11 protein-coding genes and 1 tRNA gene are annotated in these 16462 nt (G+C 71.7%); 5 read left to right on the forward strand and 7 right to left on the reverse strand.

Translation table 11 applies throughout. From position 1 onward, the window contains the following. Nucleotides 1–293 precede the first annotated feature (293 nt). The gene (locus tag ABD832_RS15155; RefSeq protein WP_344894691.1) at nt 294–665 is read right to left on the reverse strand and encodes a PRC-barrel domain containing protein; all 372 of its coding nucleotides are present in this window, start codon (nt 663–665) and stop codon (nt 294–296) included. A 270-nt stretch (nt 666–935) separates the two neighbouring features. Between ABD832_RS15155 and ABD832_RS15160 the strand changes: the two genes are divergently transcribed. Then, nucleotides 936–1012 (forward strand) — tRNA-Lys (locus ABD832_RS15160). Nucleotides 1013–1277: 265 nt separating this feature from the next. Here ABD832_RS15160 and ABD832_RS15165 read toward each other — a convergent pair. The 5 genes from ABD832_RS15165 to ABD832_RS15185 form a co-directional block, all read right to left on the reverse strand. Continuing rightward, nucleotides 1278–2135, reverse strand: a complete 858-nt coding sequence (locus tag ABD832_RS15165; RefSeq protein ID WP_344894693.1) for a hypothetical protein — start codon at nt 2133–2135, stop codon at nt 1278–1280. Nucleotides 2136–2312: 177 nt separating this feature from the next. Then, on the reverse strand, nt 2313–3818 hold the full coding sequence (locus ABD832_RS15170; protein WP_344894695.1) for an RICIN domain-containing protein: 1506 nt from the start codon (nt 3816–3818) through the stop codon (nt 2313–2315). A 25-nt stretch (nt 3819–3843) separates the two neighbouring features. Continuing rightward, nucleotides 3844–4752 (reverse strand): carbohydrate ABC transporter permease, encoded by a 909-nt coding sequence (locus tag ABD832_RS15175; protein WP_344894698.1) that lies wholly within the window; start codon nt 4750–4752, stop codon nt 3844–3846. After that, the gene (locus ABD832_RS15180) at nt 4749–5798 is read right to left on the reverse strand and encodes a carbohydrate ABC transporter permease (protein WP_344894701.1); all 1050 of its coding nucleotides are present in this window, start codon (nt 5796–5798) and stop codon (nt 4749–4751) included. The genes ABD832_RS15175 and ABD832_RS15180 overlap by 4 nt, the downstream gene beginning before the upstream one ends. Then, complete coding sequence (locus tag ABD832_RS15185) at nt 5795–7081, reverse strand: ABC transporter substrate-binding protein (protein WP_344894704.1); 1287 nt, start codon at nt 7079–7081, stop codon at nt 5795–5797. Before ABD832_RS15185 ends, ABD832_RS15180 begins: the two co-directional genes overlap by 4 nt. A 292-nt stretch (nt 7082–7373) precedes the next feature. Between ABD832_RS15185 and ABD832_RS15190 the strand changes: the two genes are divergently transcribed. The 3 genes from ABD832_RS15190 to ABD832_RS15200 are packed head-to-tail and all read left to right on the forward strand — an operon-like array spanning nt 7374 to nt 11447. Next, nucleotides 7374–9284, forward strand: a complete 1911-nt coding sequence (locus tag ABD832_RS15190) for a DUF2264 domain-containing protein (RefSeq protein WP_344894707.1) — start codon at nt 7374–7376, stop codon at nt 9282–9284. Beyond that, nucleotides 9281–10315, forward strand: coding sequence for a LacI family DNA-binding transcriptional regulator (locus tag ABD832_RS15195; protein WP_344894710.1), 1035 nt, complete (start codon nt 9281–9283; stop codon nt 10313–10315). The genes ABD832_RS15190 and ABD832_RS15195 overlap by 4 nt, the downstream gene beginning before the upstream one ends. Before the next feature lie 40 nt (nt 10316–10355). After that, nucleotides 10356–11447: an NAD(P)-dependent oxidoreductase gene (locus tag ABD832_RS15200; protein ID WP_344894713.1), complete on the forward strand. Its 1092-nt coding sequence runs from the start codon at nt 10356–10358 to the stop codon at nt 11445–11447. Here ABD832_RS15200 and ABD832_RS15205 read toward each other — a convergent pair. Then, nucleotides 11407–12702, reverse strand: coding sequence for an Nramp family divalent metal transporter (locus ABD832_RS15205; RefSeq protein WP_344894715.1), 1296 nt, complete (start codon nt 12700–12702; stop codon nt 11407–11409). The genes ABD832_RS15200 and ABD832_RS15205 overlap by 41 nt on opposite strands. Before the next feature lie 768 nt (nt 12703–13470). Between ABD832_RS15205 and ABD832_RS15210 the strand changes: the two genes are divergently transcribed. Continuing rightward, nucleotides 13471–16431: a glycosyl hydrolase gene (locus ABD832_RS15210; RefSeq protein ID WP_344894718.1), complete on the forward strand. Its 2961-nt coding sequence runs from the start codon at nt 13471–13473 to the stop codon at nt 16429–16431. Nucleotides 16432–16462: the final 31 nt, after the last annotated feature.

The raw sequence follows: 16462 nt of genomic DNA on the forward strand, positions 1-16462 counted from the left end.
ACGACCTCGCACCGTCTCCGGGAGGAGTCCCGCACCGCCTTCGGGGGAGTCTCGCGCCACCTCCGGGGAGAAGGACGGCTTCGGGAAGCAGGACGGCTCCGGGAAGCAGGACGGCTTCGGGGAGATGGACGGCTTCGGGAAGAAGGGCGAGCCCGGGAACGGGAAGGGCCCCGCCGTGGCGGGGCCCTCGTCGATCATCATGCCCGGTCGGCACCTCTCCGGCCGCACGTCCTCGTCAGGACGTGCCCGTTCGGATCGCCCTCGTCAGGGCGTCTCCGGCCGGGCCGTTCTTCTCAGAACGTTCCAGGTCCGCCGCCGAACGGGAAGCGGCCGTAGTACTCGCCGACCCGGTCGCGGTACGCGGGCTCCTTGAAGGTGGCCTCGTCGAACTCGGGGGCGTCCTTGATTTCCTGCTTGGTCCGCGCCACGTAGATCTTCTGCTCCTGGGGGTCGATCTGCGTCACCGTGCTCGCCGGCAGCAGGACCTTCTTGCCGAAGATCCAGGGCCCCGTGTCGACGACCAGGTAGCTCTGGCCGACCTCGTAGGTCGCCTCGTCGACGGAGCCGATCTTCCCGTCGGTGGCCTCGACGTGGTAGCCGGCGACGTCGAGCGTCCTGTCCTGGCCGTAGACGTCGGATCGGTAGTTCCAGAGTTCAGGCTGCATGGTCGAACATCTCCCTTGAACGTGACTCTCTGGGCTCCGCTTCAGTACCCGAGGCAGGAGCCCTAAACGACGTCTGCCCATGTCGGAGGGGATACAACACCATGCCTCGTCCCTTCGGGCGCCACGCGGCGGCCGGGCCGGTGGGTCGGGGCTCGATCCGCAGGGCGTGGTGGGTCTCGCCCTGCCGCGCGGCCGATGGGCCGGGTGGTGACGGCATGTCGGCACATGTACGGACCATGACGCCGGGTCCGGTAGTCTTGTCCAGGTCGGGCGCCGCTAGCTCAGTTGGTTAGAGCAGCTGACTCTTAATCAGCGGGTCCGGGGTTCGAGTCCCTGGCGGCGCACCAGCACGAAGGCCCGGGTTCCGGTTCGATGGATCATCGACCGGAACCCGGGCCTTTCGGCGTTCCAGACCCGGTCTCAGACCCACCAGACCCAGATCCAGCCCCATGTCCAGGTCCAGTCCTGGATCCAGGTGCAGGCCCAGACCCAGGTGCGGGGCCGGGTCCCGGGTGATCTCAGGCTCGGCACCGACACTGACGCCGGTGTCGGTTCCGAGCACCGCGTCGGTGATCACGATCATCGACGCTGCCCGCGGGGCACCGGCCCGGGTCAGCGTGGGACGCGGCGGCGGCGCAGCAGGAGCCCTCCCGCAGCGGTGAGGATGAGCAGGGAGCCGGTCAGTACCAGGGGCCGGCCGTCGGGCCCGGCCTCGCCGCCGCCCCCGGTCGCCGCCGATCCCTCCGGGGTCTCCTCCACCTCGCCGCTCCCCGCGTCCGCCTCGGTATCCGTCCCCGTGTCGGTGCCCGTGTCCGTCCCGGTGTCGGTCCCGGTGTCCGTGCCGGTGTCCGTGTCGGTCCCGGTGTCCGTTCCCGTGTCGGTGCCCGTGCCGTTCGTGCCGCCGATCACGAGGTTGCTGGTGGTCAGGAGGTCGGCGTTGACCACCTCGCACTCGATCACCGGAGCGTTGGCGGCGGTCCCGACGTTCAGGGCGGCCGGCTTCACCGTGGCCGTCCCGGCGGTGGAGGCGGTGGTCTTCATGTCCACCGTGGCCGTCGGCAGCGGGATGACCTGGCTCGCGCCGACCTGGCCGAGCGTGCCCGTCCCGGTGGCGGAGGTCAACCCGGACATCCCGCTGATGGACGCGTACGCGTACAGCGAGGCGCCGGTCGCCAGTCCCGTAGTGGGCGCCTTCAGCCCGGTGCCGCCCGCGTAGGTCCCGCGCCAGCCGATGGTCATCTGCGTGCCCGGCGTGGCGCCGGTCGGCATCGTCAGCTCGACCTGGACCTTGATGCTCTGCGGCTGGGACTCACCGTCGGTCGTGCACGTGTAGTCCACGATGTCGGTGACCGTGTGCGCGACGGCGGCCCGGCTTCGCGGCGTCTCGGGGACGGCCGCCTGAGCCGGCGCCGGGAGCAGGACCGGACCACAGGCCAGGAGAAGGACGGAGAGGACTGAGGGGGCTCGCACGGCGACTCCTGTGGCGACACATCGGACAAGGGGGAGACGAGTCGCGCAGGTGTTTGGTTGTCCCTGTGTCCGCATTTGGACATTTTCTTGTCTTGAGCGGTGAAGTGCGTTAGTAAGTCCCGTCTCGCGTACCGCCGGACCCGGTACGCGGGACGGGACGGACCGCCCGTCGCGCGGTCAGAGCGCGGTGCGGGTGAACTGCTGGTGGGTGCCGGTGCCGCAGGGATACTGCTTGAACTGGATGTTGTCCTGCGAGCCGCTCGGCAGGTCCACGCACTTGCCCGAGTGGCGGGCGACCAGCCGCAGGTAACCGCCCCCGGCGTCGGCCAGGGTGAACTGCTGGTTGCTGCCCGTACCGCAGGCGTACTGGTGGATCGCGGCGCCGTCGGCGGTGCTCACGTCGCTGACGTCCAGGCACCTTCCCGAGTGGCGGGCGATGATCTGGACGTGGCCACCGCCGATCGTCTGGATGCGCCACTGCTGGTTGGTGCCGCCGCCGCAGGTGTACTGGATCACGGCGGCGTTGTTGGCGGTGGACTGGTCCTTGACGTCGGCGCACTTGCCGGAGTGGCGTACGGCGAGCCGGTCGTAACCCGATCCGACGGGGGTGACGGTGCCGGCCGCCGCGTCGATGGTCAGCTGCCGGGCGTTGGACAGGCTCATCGTGGTGTTGCCGGAGAACTGCACCGGCAGCCACACGTACCGGGAGTCGTTGACCGGCCCGCCCCAGGCCCCGGCCCACCGGTCGCCCAGGTAGAGGTACGAGGTGCCCTGGCTGCCCTGGACCGGCAGGACGTAGGCCGGCTGGGAGCCGTGGGTGAGGCCGTCTCCCACGTTCTGCCAGGCGCTCCAGGTGCCGGTGATGCTGGTCGCGGTGGCGTACTTGGCCTGGTTGGGGCTCCAGCCGGTCGCGCCGGAGGTCAGCATGAAGTAGACGCCGTTCCGCTTGAACAGGGCCGGTGCCTCCCGGTGGTCGCCGTCCCAGACGCGTACCAGGGCCGCGACGTCGGTGTAGTTCGCGGTCAGCCGGTAGACGTGCAGGTCGTAGTTCTCGTCGGCGGCCGAGATCATGTAGCCGGTGCCGTCGGTGTCCACGAACGCGGTGATGTCCCGGGACATGTGCCCGAGCGGCCGGAAGCTGCGCAGGTAGGTGTAGTTCCCGTCCACCGTGGAGGAGACCGCCACGGCCGCCCGCGCCTCGCCGTAGTCGCTGCCGTTCTCCTTGTGCATCCACATGACGTACTGGCCGGTGCTCGCGTTGAAGACGACCTTCGGCCGCTCGATGTTGGCGACCTGCAGCTCGGCCGCGCTGGACTGGGTCAGCACGTGGTTGCGGAACTCCCAGTTCCGCAGGTCGGCCGACCGGTAGGCCGAGACGTAGCGGAATGTGCCGTTGGCGTTGCGGTTCTCCCCGAACCAGTAGTAGTACGAGCCGACCTTGAGCACGCCGCCGCCGTGGGCGTGCAGCGCGTTGCCGGAGGTGTCGGCGAACGGCGCGCCGACCGGTACCGTGACTGGCGCGGCCTGGGCGGACGCGGCCCCGGCCGGCGCGGTCGCGGCCTGGACCGATGCGTCCTGAACGGTCGCGGCCCGGGCGGGCGCGGCGCCGATCGGCACGCCGGCCAGGGCGAGGCAGAGCACGGACAGCACGGACAGCAGGGGAAGGAGGCGGGGGCGGGGCATGAGAGGACTCCTCTCGAAGGGGGGTTCAGCCTTTGATGCCGCTGAGCAGGACGCCCCTGACGATGTAGCGCTGGGCGACGAGGAACAGGGCGACCAGGGGCAGGATGGCCACCAGTGCCCCGGCGAAGAGCGCCGGCAGGTTGACCGCCTGCTGGTTGAGGTTGGTGGAGAGCGCCACCTGCACGGTCCAGTACGCCGGGTCCTGGCCGATGACCAGCGGCCACAGGAAGGCGTTCCAGTGCTCGATGAAGGACAGGATGCCGAGCGAGGCGAACAGCGCGCCCGAGTTGGGCAGCGCCAGCCGCAGGTACAGGCCCAGGTGGCCCAGGCCGTCCACCCGGCCCGCGTCCTCCAGCTCGCGCGGGAAGCGCAGGTAGAACCCGCGGAACAGCAGCACCGCGAACGCGCTGAACAGGCCGGGCACGATGAGCCCCCACAGCGTGTTCACCCCGCCCATCGAGCCCACCACGACGAACGTGGGGATGAACGTCGCGGCGCCCGGCACCATCATCGTGGCGATGATGAAGAAGAACACCGGCCGGGAGGCGGGAACCGGGATCCGGGCCAGGCCGTACCCGGCCATGGAGGCCAGCAGCGTCGCGACCGGGGCGGAGATCGCGGAGATCAGCGTGGAGTTCCACAGCGCGTGGACGAGCGGCACGGCCTCGTTGCCGAAGGCGTCGGCGAACCCCTGCAGGCTGACCGTCTCGGGCCACCAGTGCCAGTCCAGCGAGCCGAGTTCTCGCCTGCTCATCAGCGCGTTGCGGATCAGCAGATAGAACGGGAGCAGGAACGGCACCGCGAGCACCACGGCCGCCAGGTAGGTGCCCAGGTTGCGCCTTCCCGGCCTGCCCGGCCTCCTCGAACCCCCCGGCCCCGCCGGTCTCCGCGCGCTCGCCGGGCTCGCCGGGCTCGCCGGGCTCGTGGACGTCATCGGGCCTCCTCCTCGGCCGTCCTGCCGAAGCCCGCGAGGCGGCCCTGCAGCAGCGTGAAGGCCACGATGAGCAGGGTGACGACGAACGCGCCGGCCGAGCCCGCGCCGTAGTTCTGCTCGCCGAGCGCGGTCTGGAACAGGTAGATCAGCGGGGTCCTGCCGTCCGCGCCGCCCAGTCCCGACAGGTTGGAGGCGAGGATGTTGTAGAACTCGTCGAACGCCTGGAAGGCGTTGATGATCAGCAGCAGGGTGACCGCGACGGAGGTGTTGCGCAGCATGGGCCAGGTGATGTGGCGGAACAGCCGCCACCCCGACTCGGCCCCGTCGACCCGCGCGGCCTCGTACAGCTGGGCGGGGATCTGCTGGATCCCGGCCAGGAAGAGGATCATGTAGAAGCCGGTCTGCAGCCAGAGCCGCACGGTGACCAGCACGATCCAGTACAGCGGCGGGTCCACGGTGGCCACCCAGCCGATCGACTCCTCGTACCCCAGCAGGTAGGCCAGGCTGTTGGCCACCCCCGAGGGCGTGCCGCTGAACAGGCTCATCTTCCACACCAGGGCGCCGACCACGTACGAGACGGCCGCCGGGATGAAGAAGGTCGTCCGGAAGAACGCCCGGCCCCCGCGCAGGCGGTTCACCAGCACGGCCAGGCCCAGCGCGAACGCGAACGTCACCGGCACGATGATCAGCGTGAACACCACGATCGTGACCAGGGACCTGGTGAACGCCGGGTCGGCCAGCAGGCGCCGGTAGTTCTCCAGGCCGTTCCAGGCGCCCAGGCTGATCGTGCCGCGCGCCTCGTTGAAGCTGAGCAGCAGACCCCAGCCGATCGCCACGTACTTGAACACGAACAGCCCGGCCACCATCGGCAGCGTGAGGAGGAGGAACGCGCCCCAGGCGGGCCCGCGCCGTGCCCTTCCCGCCCTTCCCGCCCCTTGCGCCGGGCCCGCCGGCCGTCCGGCCGGCCCGGTCCGCCACGGCCGCCGCGGCGCGGGCCCGGTGGCCGCCCCGCCGGAGGGCGTCCCGGTCGCGGAGGCCGAGCTCACAGCGCGGGCATCCGGTCGAGGATGTCCTGGGAGCGTCTGGCCGCCTCGGCGAGCGTCCTGGCCGGGTCGGCGTCCTTCTTGACGATCGCGGTGACCGCGTCGGTGTACGGCTGGCGCACCTCGGGCGTCCACAGGGCGGGCTGCTTGACGCCGTTGGCGGCGGTGGCGTCCATCACGGTCTTGGCGAGCCCGGTCCGCAGCTTGCCGGCCTGGGCGGCGATGCTGGTGCGCGGCGGGAGGTGGAAGCCGTAGGCGAGGTTCCAGTCGGTCTGCGCGGCCGTGTTCTCCACCCACAGCCAGCGGACGTAGCGCTTGGCGGCCTCCAGGTTGGCGCTCTTGCCGTTGACGACCTGCACCCAGCCGCCCATGTTGACCACCGGCTTGCCACCGGCCTCGAACGCGGGCAGCGGGAAGGCGCCGACGTCGTCGCCGAGCGCCTCGGTCATGCCGGGCACGGCCCACATGCCGCCCCACTGCATGGCGGCGGCGCCGGTGACGAGCGCGCCCGGGTCCCACCAGTCGGTGGAGTAGCCCTGCAGGGTGGCCTTGGCGTCGTAGAGACCCTTCAGCGCGGTCAGCACCTCGACCACCGCCGGATCGTCGTAGACGATCTTCCGGTCCCGGACCAGCGGGTTGCCGTTGGACCACGGGACGACCGTGGCCAGCGGGCCGATCCCGTCGTTCCCGGCGAACAGGCCCTTCTGCTTGCCCGCGGTGAGCTTCTTCGCCGCCCCGGCCAGCTCGTCGAAGGTGGTCGGGACGGGCAGCCCGGCCTTCTGGAACAGGGACGGGCGGTAGAAGACCAGCATCAGGTCGACGACCATGGGAACGGCGTAGACCTTGCCGCCCCAGGTGTACGGCTCCAGCACCGCCGGGTTGAAGTCGGCCTTCTCCGCGCCGAGGACGTCGTCGAGCGGGGTGACCTGGTTCGCCTTGACCATGTTCGGGCTGACGTCGTTGACCTCGTAGACGTCCGGGCCGCCCGGCGTGAGCACCGCGGCCGTCCACTTGGTCGCGTAGTCGCCGGGGATCCAGGACACCTTGACGGCGATGTCCGGGTTGGCCTTGGTGAAGTCGGCCGCGTAGCGCATGGCCGCCTGCTGGGTGCCCGCCTCACCGTACTCGTGGTACCAGTGATTCAAAGTGATCTTGGGGGCGCCCGCGGGGGAGGCGCCTCTCGCCTTGGCCATGGGGTCGCCGCCGGAACAGGCGGAGACGGCGGCGCCGGCGACGAAGAGCACGGACCCCTTCAGGAATCCGCGACGGGTGGAAGGGCTGTCCATCGGGTGTCACCTCTCGCGTGGGGGGACGGAACGGTGCCGATGTCAGGTAACCGGTTACTTCGACGTCATGAGGCGGACGCTAGACGCGGGAATCGGGTGCCGTCAAGGTTCGGACGGACGCCGCACATCGCCCTGTAGCCGGTTGTCAGGGCTGACCTGGATCTCTGTCAGAACGCTTCCGCCGACTGTTAACTTTTCGTTACAAATGCCCCAGGAGTCCCTTGACGCCCCTGCGGGGGATCTTCTAGCGTCGGGGCACGGCCTAGTAACCGGTTACCTCCCCGGGAGTGTCATGAGACTGCCGCCCGACGACCGGATCCTCTCCCCGTACACCGGCTACACCCGCGAGCACTGGCTCGCCGCGGCCGACGGCCTGCTGGAGGCCGTCGTACCGTACGCGGTGCCCGGGTTCGCGCAGATCCGGCTGCCCGGCAGGCAGAGCTGGGCCGGCCCGGACTCGGACGGCCTGGAGGGGTTCGCCCGCACGTTCCTGCTCGCCGCGTTCCGGGGCGACGCCGCCGTGCTGGAGCGCTACGCCGAGGGGCTGGCGAGCGGCACCGACCCGTCCTGCCCGTACGCCTGGCCGGAGCTGACCGACAACTCCCAGCAGATCGTCGAGGCCGCGTCGATCGCCCTGGCGCTGCACGAGAGCGGCCTGTACGACACCCTCGCCCCGGACGTCCGCGAGCGCCTGGCCGCCTGGCTGGGCGGCATCGTCGGCACCCGGACCTGGCCGTGCAACTGGGTGTTGTTCAAGGTGGTCATCCAGCAGTTCCTGGCCAACGTCGGCGCCCCGCACGAGCCCGCGGAGATCGCCGAGGCGCTGGAACAGGTCGAGGGCTGGTACGTCGGCGACGGGTGGTACACCGACGGCGACGGCCAGAACTACGACTACTACTGCGGTTGGGCCATGCATCTGTACACGCTCTGGTGGACGCGCATGTCGGGCGCGTCCCCGGACGTCTACCGCGACCGGCTCCGGCTCTTCCTGGAGGGGTACGCGCACTTCTTCGCCGCCGACGGCGCCCCGGTGCACCAGGGCCGCTCGCTGACCTACCGGTTCGCCGCGGCGGCGCCGCTGTGGCTCGGCGAGCTCTTCGACGCCACCCCGCTCTCCCCGGGCACCACCCGGCGACTGGCCGGCGGCACCCTGCGGCACTTCCTGGACCGCGGCGCCGTGGGCGACGACGGGCTGCTCAGCCTGGGCTGGCACGGTCCGTTCCTGCCGGTCACCCAGCCCTACTCCGGTCCCGGCTCGCCGTACTGGGCGAGCAAGGGCTTCATCGGCCTGCTGCTGCCCGCGAGCCATCCGGCCTGGACGGCGACCGAGGAGCCCGCCCCGGTGGAGACGGCCGACCGGGTCGTGGCGCTGCCCGCGCCCGGCTGGCTGCTGCACGCCACCCGGAGCGACGGGATCGTCCGGTTGCTCAACCACGGCAGCGACCACAACGCGCCCGCACCGGCGCAGGCCGTCGACGACCCGCACTACGCCAGGCTCGCCTACTCCACGCACGCCGGGCCCATCCATGCCACCACCGTGGACGGCGGTACCGGAGACGGCGGTACCGGAGACGGCGGTACCGGAGACGGCGGCACCGGAGACGCCGGTGAGGACGGTCGCGCCGTGGTCGTCGACAACCACCTGGCCGTCGTCGCGCCGGACGGCACCGCGAGCCGGCGCCGGCGCATCGAGCGGATCGGGGTGGCCGACCGCTTCGCCGCCTCGAAGTACACCGACGACACGCTGCCCGGTGGTCCCGTCACGGTGGAGACCGCCTCGGTCGTGCACGGCCCCTCCGAGATCAGGGTGCACCGGGTCACCGCGCCGGCCGGTCACGTCGTCCGGGACGGGGGACACGCCGTGCCCCCCGGTGGGCCGGAGAGCTCGATCGTCCCCCTGCACGGCTGGCTGCGCCGGGGCGTGTCCCGCTCGCCCGCCGGCACCGCCTTCGGGCCGGACGCGTGCACGCCGTACCTGGAGGCGGTCCACCCCGGCGGCACCGCGCTGTTCGCCTCCCTGGTGACCCTCGGCGCCACGGCCGCGCACGACGCCAAGGACACTACGCTGGACCTGCGGGTACGCGGGGACGCCCTGAAGATCGCCCTGCCCGGCGGGGAGCTGGTGGAGGTCGAGCTGGGCGACCGGCCCCGCTACCGCCGGTGCGGCCCGGACGGAGACGTCGTCACCTGGGAGGCGGAGTGAGCACGGTGAAGCGCGTCACCATCAGGGACGTGGCCGGTCGCGCCGGCGTCTCGGTGGCCACGGTCTCCCGCGTCCTCGCCGGTGACTACCCGGTGCTGGCCGCCACCCGCAACCGGGTGATGCGGGCGGTCCGCGAGCTGGACTACGTGCCCAACGCGCACGCCAGGGCGCTGTCCGCGGCCCGGCCCGGGGCCATCGCCATCGTGGTCAACACCGTGTCGGTGCCGTACTACGCCTACATCGCCCAAGGCGTGGAGGAACAGGCGGCGCGCGAGGGCAGGCTCTCGCTGATCTGCACCACCGGCGGCGACCCCGGCCGGGAGCTGTCGATCGTGCAGCTGCTGCGCGAGCAGCGGGCCGAGGCCGTCATCCTGGTGGGCAGCGTCGTGGTGGACGAGGAGTACCGCAAGCGGATGACCGAGTACGCGCGCTCGCTGGCCGCGGCGGGCTCGCGCCTGGTGCTGTGCGGGCGCCCGCCGCTGGAGGAGGGCGGGCCGGCCCTGGTCGTCGGGTTCGACAACGCCGGCGGCGCCCGCGCGGTGACCGCCCACCTGCTCTCGGCCGGTCACCGCAGGATCCTCTACCTGGGGCTGCGTCCCGGGCACTCCACCTCCGACAGCAGGGTCGCGGGCTACCGCGACGCGCTGGCCGCCCACCGGGTCCCCGCCGACCCCGCGCTGGAGGTCGAGGGGGAGTTCTCCCGGGAGGCCGGGTACGCCGCGCTGACCGCGCGGCTGTCGCTGGGGCCGCCCGACTTCACCGCGATCTTCGCGTGCAACGACCTGGTGGCCGCGGGAGCGATCCAGGCGCTGCGCGAGCACGGGCTGCGGGTGCCCGACGACATGTCGATCGTCGGCTACGACGACGTGCCGCCCGCGGTCGACCTCGGCCTGACCACCGTGCACCTGCCGCACGACGAGCTCGGCAGGACCGCGGTACGGCTGGCGCTGGGCCGCGACGTCACCGGCCCGACGATCCTCGGCACCCACATCGTGGTCCGCGACTCCGTCCGGCCCCTGGTCGTCCGATGACCCGTCCACGGCGTTCACCGCTCCGGCCCCTGGTGGCCCGATGATCCCGTCCGCGGCGTTCGCCATGCAGCCCGGCCTGCTGCCCGAGCTCTTCCCCGCCGACCTGCGGCTCCGGCTGTCACGGGTGGCGCGGGTGCGCGAGGGGGTGCTCTCCTCCTTCGACCCGCCGCCCGACGTGGAGATCCTGATCACCGGCTGGGGCTGCCCGCCGATCGGCGAGGACGTGCTGGAGCGCGCTCCCCGGCTGCGCGCGATCGTGCACGCGGCCGGCAGCGTCAAGGGGCACGTGACCCCCGCGGTGTTCGAGCGGGGCGTCGCGGTCTCCTCGGCGGCCGAGGCCAACGCGCTGCCGGTGGCCGAGTTCACCCTGGCGATGCTGGTGCTCGCCGCCAAGCAGGTGTTCGTCAAGGCGCGCGCGTACTCGGCGGACGGCTGGTCGGGTGACGCGCTGCCCGGTGTGGCGACGCCGGGCGAGGGCGGCGGGCTGAACGGGGCGGTCGTCGGCGTCATCGGCGCCTCCCGGGTGGGGCGGCTGGTGATGGAGCGGCTGCGCGGTCACGGCGCGCGCATCCTGCTCAGCGACCCCTACGTCGGCCCCGCCGAGGCGGCCGCCCTGGGGGCCGAGGCGGTGACGCTCGACGAGCTCTGCGGCCGGGCCGACCTGGTGACCGTGCACGCACCGGCCCTGCCGGAGACCCGGGGGCTGCTGGACGAGCGGCGCCTGGCGCTGCTCCGCGACGGCGCGGTGCTGGTCAACACCGCCCGCGGCTCGATCGTCGACACCGGCGCCCTGGTGCGGCACTGCGCCGGGGGGCCGCATCGGCGCGGTCCTCGACGTGACCGAACCCGAGCCGCTGCCTCCCGGGCACGCGCTGCTCGGCCTGCCGAACGTCCTGGTCACCCCGCACCTGAGCGGGGCCAGGGGCAGGGAGCTGCGCCGCCTGGGCGAGTTCGCGGTGGCCGAGGTCGAGCGGCTGGCGGCCGGTGTCCCGCTGCGCGGCGCCGTCCGTCCGGCGGACCTGGGCCGGATCGCCTGAGCACCGCCCCCGCCTCCCCCGTTCCGCCTGTGCGGGCGGCAGGGGGACGACGGCTCACAGGGTGGGGACGACGAGGGCGATCAGCACGAGGTTGAGGACGACGATGACGCTGGTGGCGCAGGCGGCGGCCACCGTGGTCGCCCGCCGGTTCACCCAGGCGCCCATCACGTCGGCGCGGCGGGTGAGCAGCAGCAGCGGGACGAGCGCGAACGGGATGCCGAACGAGAGCACCACCTGGCTCAGCACCAGGGCGTGGGTGGGGTCCACGCCGAACGCCAGCACCGCCAGGGCCGGGACCACCGCGATCAGCCGGCGCAGCGAGATCGGGATCCGGCGCCGCAGGAAGCCCTGCATGACGACCTGTCCCGCGTACACGCCGACGCTGGAGGAGGCCAGCCCCGAGGCCAGCAGGGCGACGGCGAACAGCGTCGCGGTGAGCGGGCCCGACCCCTCGGAGAACTGCGCATAGGCTCCGTGCAGGGTCGGTTCGGCGCCGGTGCCCCGCAGCAGCGACGCCGCCGAGACGAGCATCGCCATGTTGACCAGCCCGGCCACGCCCATCGCCAGGACCACGTCGATCCGCTGGGCGCGGATGAGCATCTCGCGGCGCGGCTCCTGGTCGCCGGTGAAGCGCTCCTGGGTGAGGGCCGAGTGCAGGTAGACCGCGTGCGGCATCACGGTGGCGCCGATGATGCCGGCCGCGAGCAGCACACTGGCCGACCCGTCGAACCCCGGGACCAGCCCCCTGGCCATCTCGCCGTAGGGGACCTGGGCGTTCAGCAGCTGGTAGAGGAAGGCCCCCACCACCACGGCGAGGAGCGCGGTGATGACCGCCTCGAACCTCCGCTGGCGGGCCGTGCGGATGGCCAGGACGATGAAGGAGGCGACCGCGATCAGCACGCCGCCCTGGAGCATGGGCATGCCGAAGAGCAGGTTGAGGGCGACCGCGCCGCCGATGAACTCGGCGAGGTCCGTCATGATCACGACGATCTCGGCCTGGAACCACAGTCCCCAGACCACCGGGCGCCGGTAGTGGTCGCGGCACAGTTCCGGCAGGTTGCGTCCGGTGGCGATGCCGAGCTTGGCCGAGAGGTACTGCAGCAGCATCGCGACGATGTTCGCGCTCAGCACCACCCAGAGCAGCAGGAAGCCGAACCGGGCGCCGCTCTCCACGTTGGTCGCGAAGTTCCCCGGGTCGACGTACGCGACGGCGGCCACGAACGCGGGCCCCATCAGCCCGACCATCCGCTGCCGCATCCGCCCCAGTGGCCGGCCGGGGAGCCTGCCCGGCCGGGGGGCCTCACCGGAGATCACGGGCTCCGGGCTCGAAGCGTGTGGAACGGAATCCACGGCACCTACCTTCGGAGGTCGAGAGACGAGAACGACACGGGCTTCGGTGGTGGATCGGGGACGACGCCCCTCTCCCGCGGGGAGAACCGGCTCCGGAACCGGCGCCACGGTGATGGCTCACCTCTTGTTGTACTGCGCCGGGATGGTCTCGTAACTGGATGGGCACGTTATGTAACGCTAACTTTTTGATTATCATCTGTGACGATCCGTCACTGGACGGGGTCGTGCGGCCACCGGCGTTCCGGACGGACGTGCCGCGCCGGACGGGGGGCGGGGGCCAGGGGGTGAGCCGGAGACGGCCCCTCGCGATGAGCCGGAAACGGGCCCCGAGCGCACGGGCGAGGATCGGGCGGGGGCAGGGTGCGAGGCCGGGCGGGAGCCGGGCGCGGGTCGTACGGGGGCCGCACGGAGGCCGGGCATGGGCCGTTCGAGAGGCGCGCCCGGGCCGGAAAAGGGCGTCGGCGATGACCGGCCGACGATGGGAACCGGCCGGTTATGAGAGCGCTCTCACTCCAGGATAGATTCCGTACGGGTGTCTTGGCCAGTGACCAAGGCGGGGACGAGTGTGCCGGAAGCGATGTGCGGTGCGGTAGAACGCCCTATTTTCTGTAGTTTCCAGTCTCCCGCCTGCACTTCCGCGCTTTACCTATTCGTTACCAATGCGAAACATTGACTGCCGTCACGCTGGCCGTTACTTTTCGGTCAGAGAGCGCTCTCTCAGATCGGTCCGCTCTCGATCCGCCACTCCTCTCCCGGAGGCACCCCCCAATGGATCTCTCGATCCGGACCGTCGGTCCGGACAGTGCGCACCCCCGCGGAGGGCGATCCGCCCTTCGCTCCAGGACCGGCCGCCGGCGCCTCGCCGCCGGTGTGGTCGTCGCCATGGTGGCCGGGCTGCTCGGCCTGGGCTCCGCCCGCACCGCCGAGGCCGCCACGGTCGGGGCCGGCAGCTACGCCGACACCCTCCCGGCCGGACGCTCACTGCCGGCCGGTTGCGGCTCCCTGTCCACCAACCCCCGCCAGTGGGTGACGGCCAACGCCCCCTCCGGGGCCGTGCCCACCAACGACTGGTGGTCGTCGATCCTGTACAAGAAGACCGACTGCGCGTACGGCGAGCCGCTGCACGCCCACCCGCTCTCCTACGACACCTACGCCAACGGCCTGGGCCTGTCCTACACCACCACCCCGGCGATCAGCGGCACCGCGACCGGGGTGGGGGAGTACCACTACCCCTACACGGAGAACATCCGCGTCGGCGTCTCCGGCCTGAACTCGCCGGACGTCAAGGTCGACGGCTGGAGCGACTGGACGGTCACCCCGTACTGGAGCGGCAACGGCCGGACCATGAAGGCCACCATCGGCCACGGCCTGCCGTTCTCGTACTACCAGGTCACCGGGGGCGACGCGCAGATCACCACGGCGGGCGTCCCGTCGGTGTGGTCCAACAGCGGCGCGACCATCGGGTTCACCGCGGGCGGGCGCGACTACGTCGCCTACGCCCCGACCGGCGCGACCTGGTCGGTGAGCGGCACGACGATCAGCTCCTCGCTGGCGGGCAGGGGCTTCTTCTCGGTGGCGGTGCTGCCCGCGGGCGGCGACCGCGCCGCGCTGGCGAACACCTACGGCCAGTACGCGCACGCCCACGTCACCGGCACCCGCGTCTCGTACTCCTACGACCAGGGCGCGAGCAGACTGGAGACCACCTACGCCTTCACCACCACGGCCAGGCAGGGCAGCCAGAGCGGCACGGTCATCGCGCTCTACCCGCACCAGTGGAACCACCTGACCGGCTCGACGCCGCTGGCGCAGACGTACGTCTCCGCGCGTGGCCAGATGAAGATCGTCACCGGTACGCAGTTCAGGACGTCGATGAGGTACACCGGCGTGCTGCCCGAGGTCCCGGCGGTGGCCGACAGCTCCGGCGCCGACCTCACCACGATCACCAACCAGCTCAACGCCGAGCTCGGCAACCCGATGGACATCCGCGGCGACGACACCTACTGGACCGGCAAGGGCCTGGGCCGGGCCGCGCGCATCGCGGAGATCGCCGACCAGCTCAACCTGACGTCGGTGCGCGACGCGGCGCTGAACGCCATCCGCGCCCGTCTCAACGACTGGTTCACCGCCTCGCCCGGCAAGACCACCCGGGTCTTCTACTACAACCCCTCCTGGGGGACGCTGCTGGGCTACCCGGCCTCCTACGGGTCCGACCTGGAGCTCAACGACCACCACTTCCACTACGGCTACTACATCGCCGCCGCCGCCACGCTCGCCAAGTTCGACCCCAACTGGGCCAAGCCCGGCCAGTACGGCGGCATGGTGGACCTGCTGATCCGCGACGCCAACAACTACGACCGGTCCGACACCCGCTTCCCGTACCTGCGTGACTTCGACATCTACGCCGGTCACGACTGGGCGTCCGGGCACGGCGGGTTCGGCTCGGGCAACAACCAGGAGTCGTCCTCGGAGGGCATGAACTTCGCCAACGCCCTCATCCAGTGGGGTCAGGCCACCGGCAACACCGCCGTCCGCGACGCGGGCATCTACATCTACACGACCCAGGCCGCGGCGATCCAGGAGTACTGGTTCGACTCCCGCGACCAGAACTTCCCGTCGGCCTTCGGCCACAGCACGGTCGGCATGGTCTGGGGCAGCGGCGGCGCCTACGCCACCTGGTTCAGCGCCGAGCCGGAGATGATCCAGGGGATCAACATGCTCCCGGTCACCGGCGGGCACTTCTACATGGGCGACAACCCCGGTTACGTGACCACCAACTACAACGAGCTGGTCCGCAACAACGGCGGGCCGCCCACGGTGTGGCAGGACATCCTCTGGGAGTTCCTCGCCCTGGGCAACGGCGACGCGGCGCTGGCGAACCTGCGGGCGAACAGCGGCTACACCCCCGAGGAGGGGGAGAGCAGGGCGCACACCTTCCACTGGATCCGCAACCTCGCGGCCCTGGGCACGGTGGACACCTCCGTCACCGCCGACCACCCGCTGGCCAAGGTGTTCAGCAAGAACGGCGCCCGCACCTACGTCGCGTCCAACATCACCGCGAGCCCCCTGCGGGTGACCTTCTCCAACGGCACCGTGCTCAACGTGCCGGCCGGGAAGACGGCCACCTCGGGCGCCCACACCTGGAGCGGCGGCAACGCCACCGGCGGCGGCACGGGCCCCGACCCCACGCCGACGCCCACCCCCACCCCGACTCCCACCCCGACCCCGACTCCCACCCCGACTCCCACGCCGACGCCGGGCCCGTTCGCGGCGACGCGCTACCTGCACTCCGGCGGGGCGCTGCCGGGCACGGCCGGCGCGGCGGGCAGCGTCACGCTGGCCGCGGCGAACGGCAACCACGACGGCAACCCGGCCAACGCGCAGGTCTTCACGGCGACCGGCCTCACCGCCGCGCACAACGGCGGCTCCACCGCGTTCGACCTGTTCGTGGACGCGGGCACCACGGTCGCCAACGGCACCCAGGTGCGGGTCTCCTACGACCTGACCGGCGACGGGAGCTGGGACCGGCTGGAGACCTACGGCTACTTCGCGACCGACCCGGTGACGGGCTGGGAGCACTACACCGCGGCCGGGGGACCGCGCTCCACCTCCGGGACGCTCGGCAACCTGTCGAACGGCCGGGTGAGGGTCGAGGTCTGGAACGCCATCGGCAACGGCACCACCAGCCTCGGCGTCGGCAACCGGTCCACGGTACGGCTGCCGTTCGGCTGATCCCCGGGTGGCCGGTCCCCGACCGGCCACC

The sequence above is a fragment of the Streptosporangium longisporum genome (assembly GCF_039534895.1).
GTDB lineage: Bacteria > Actinomycetota > Actinomycetes > Streptosporangiales > Streptosporangiaceae > Streptosporangium > Streptosporangium longisporum.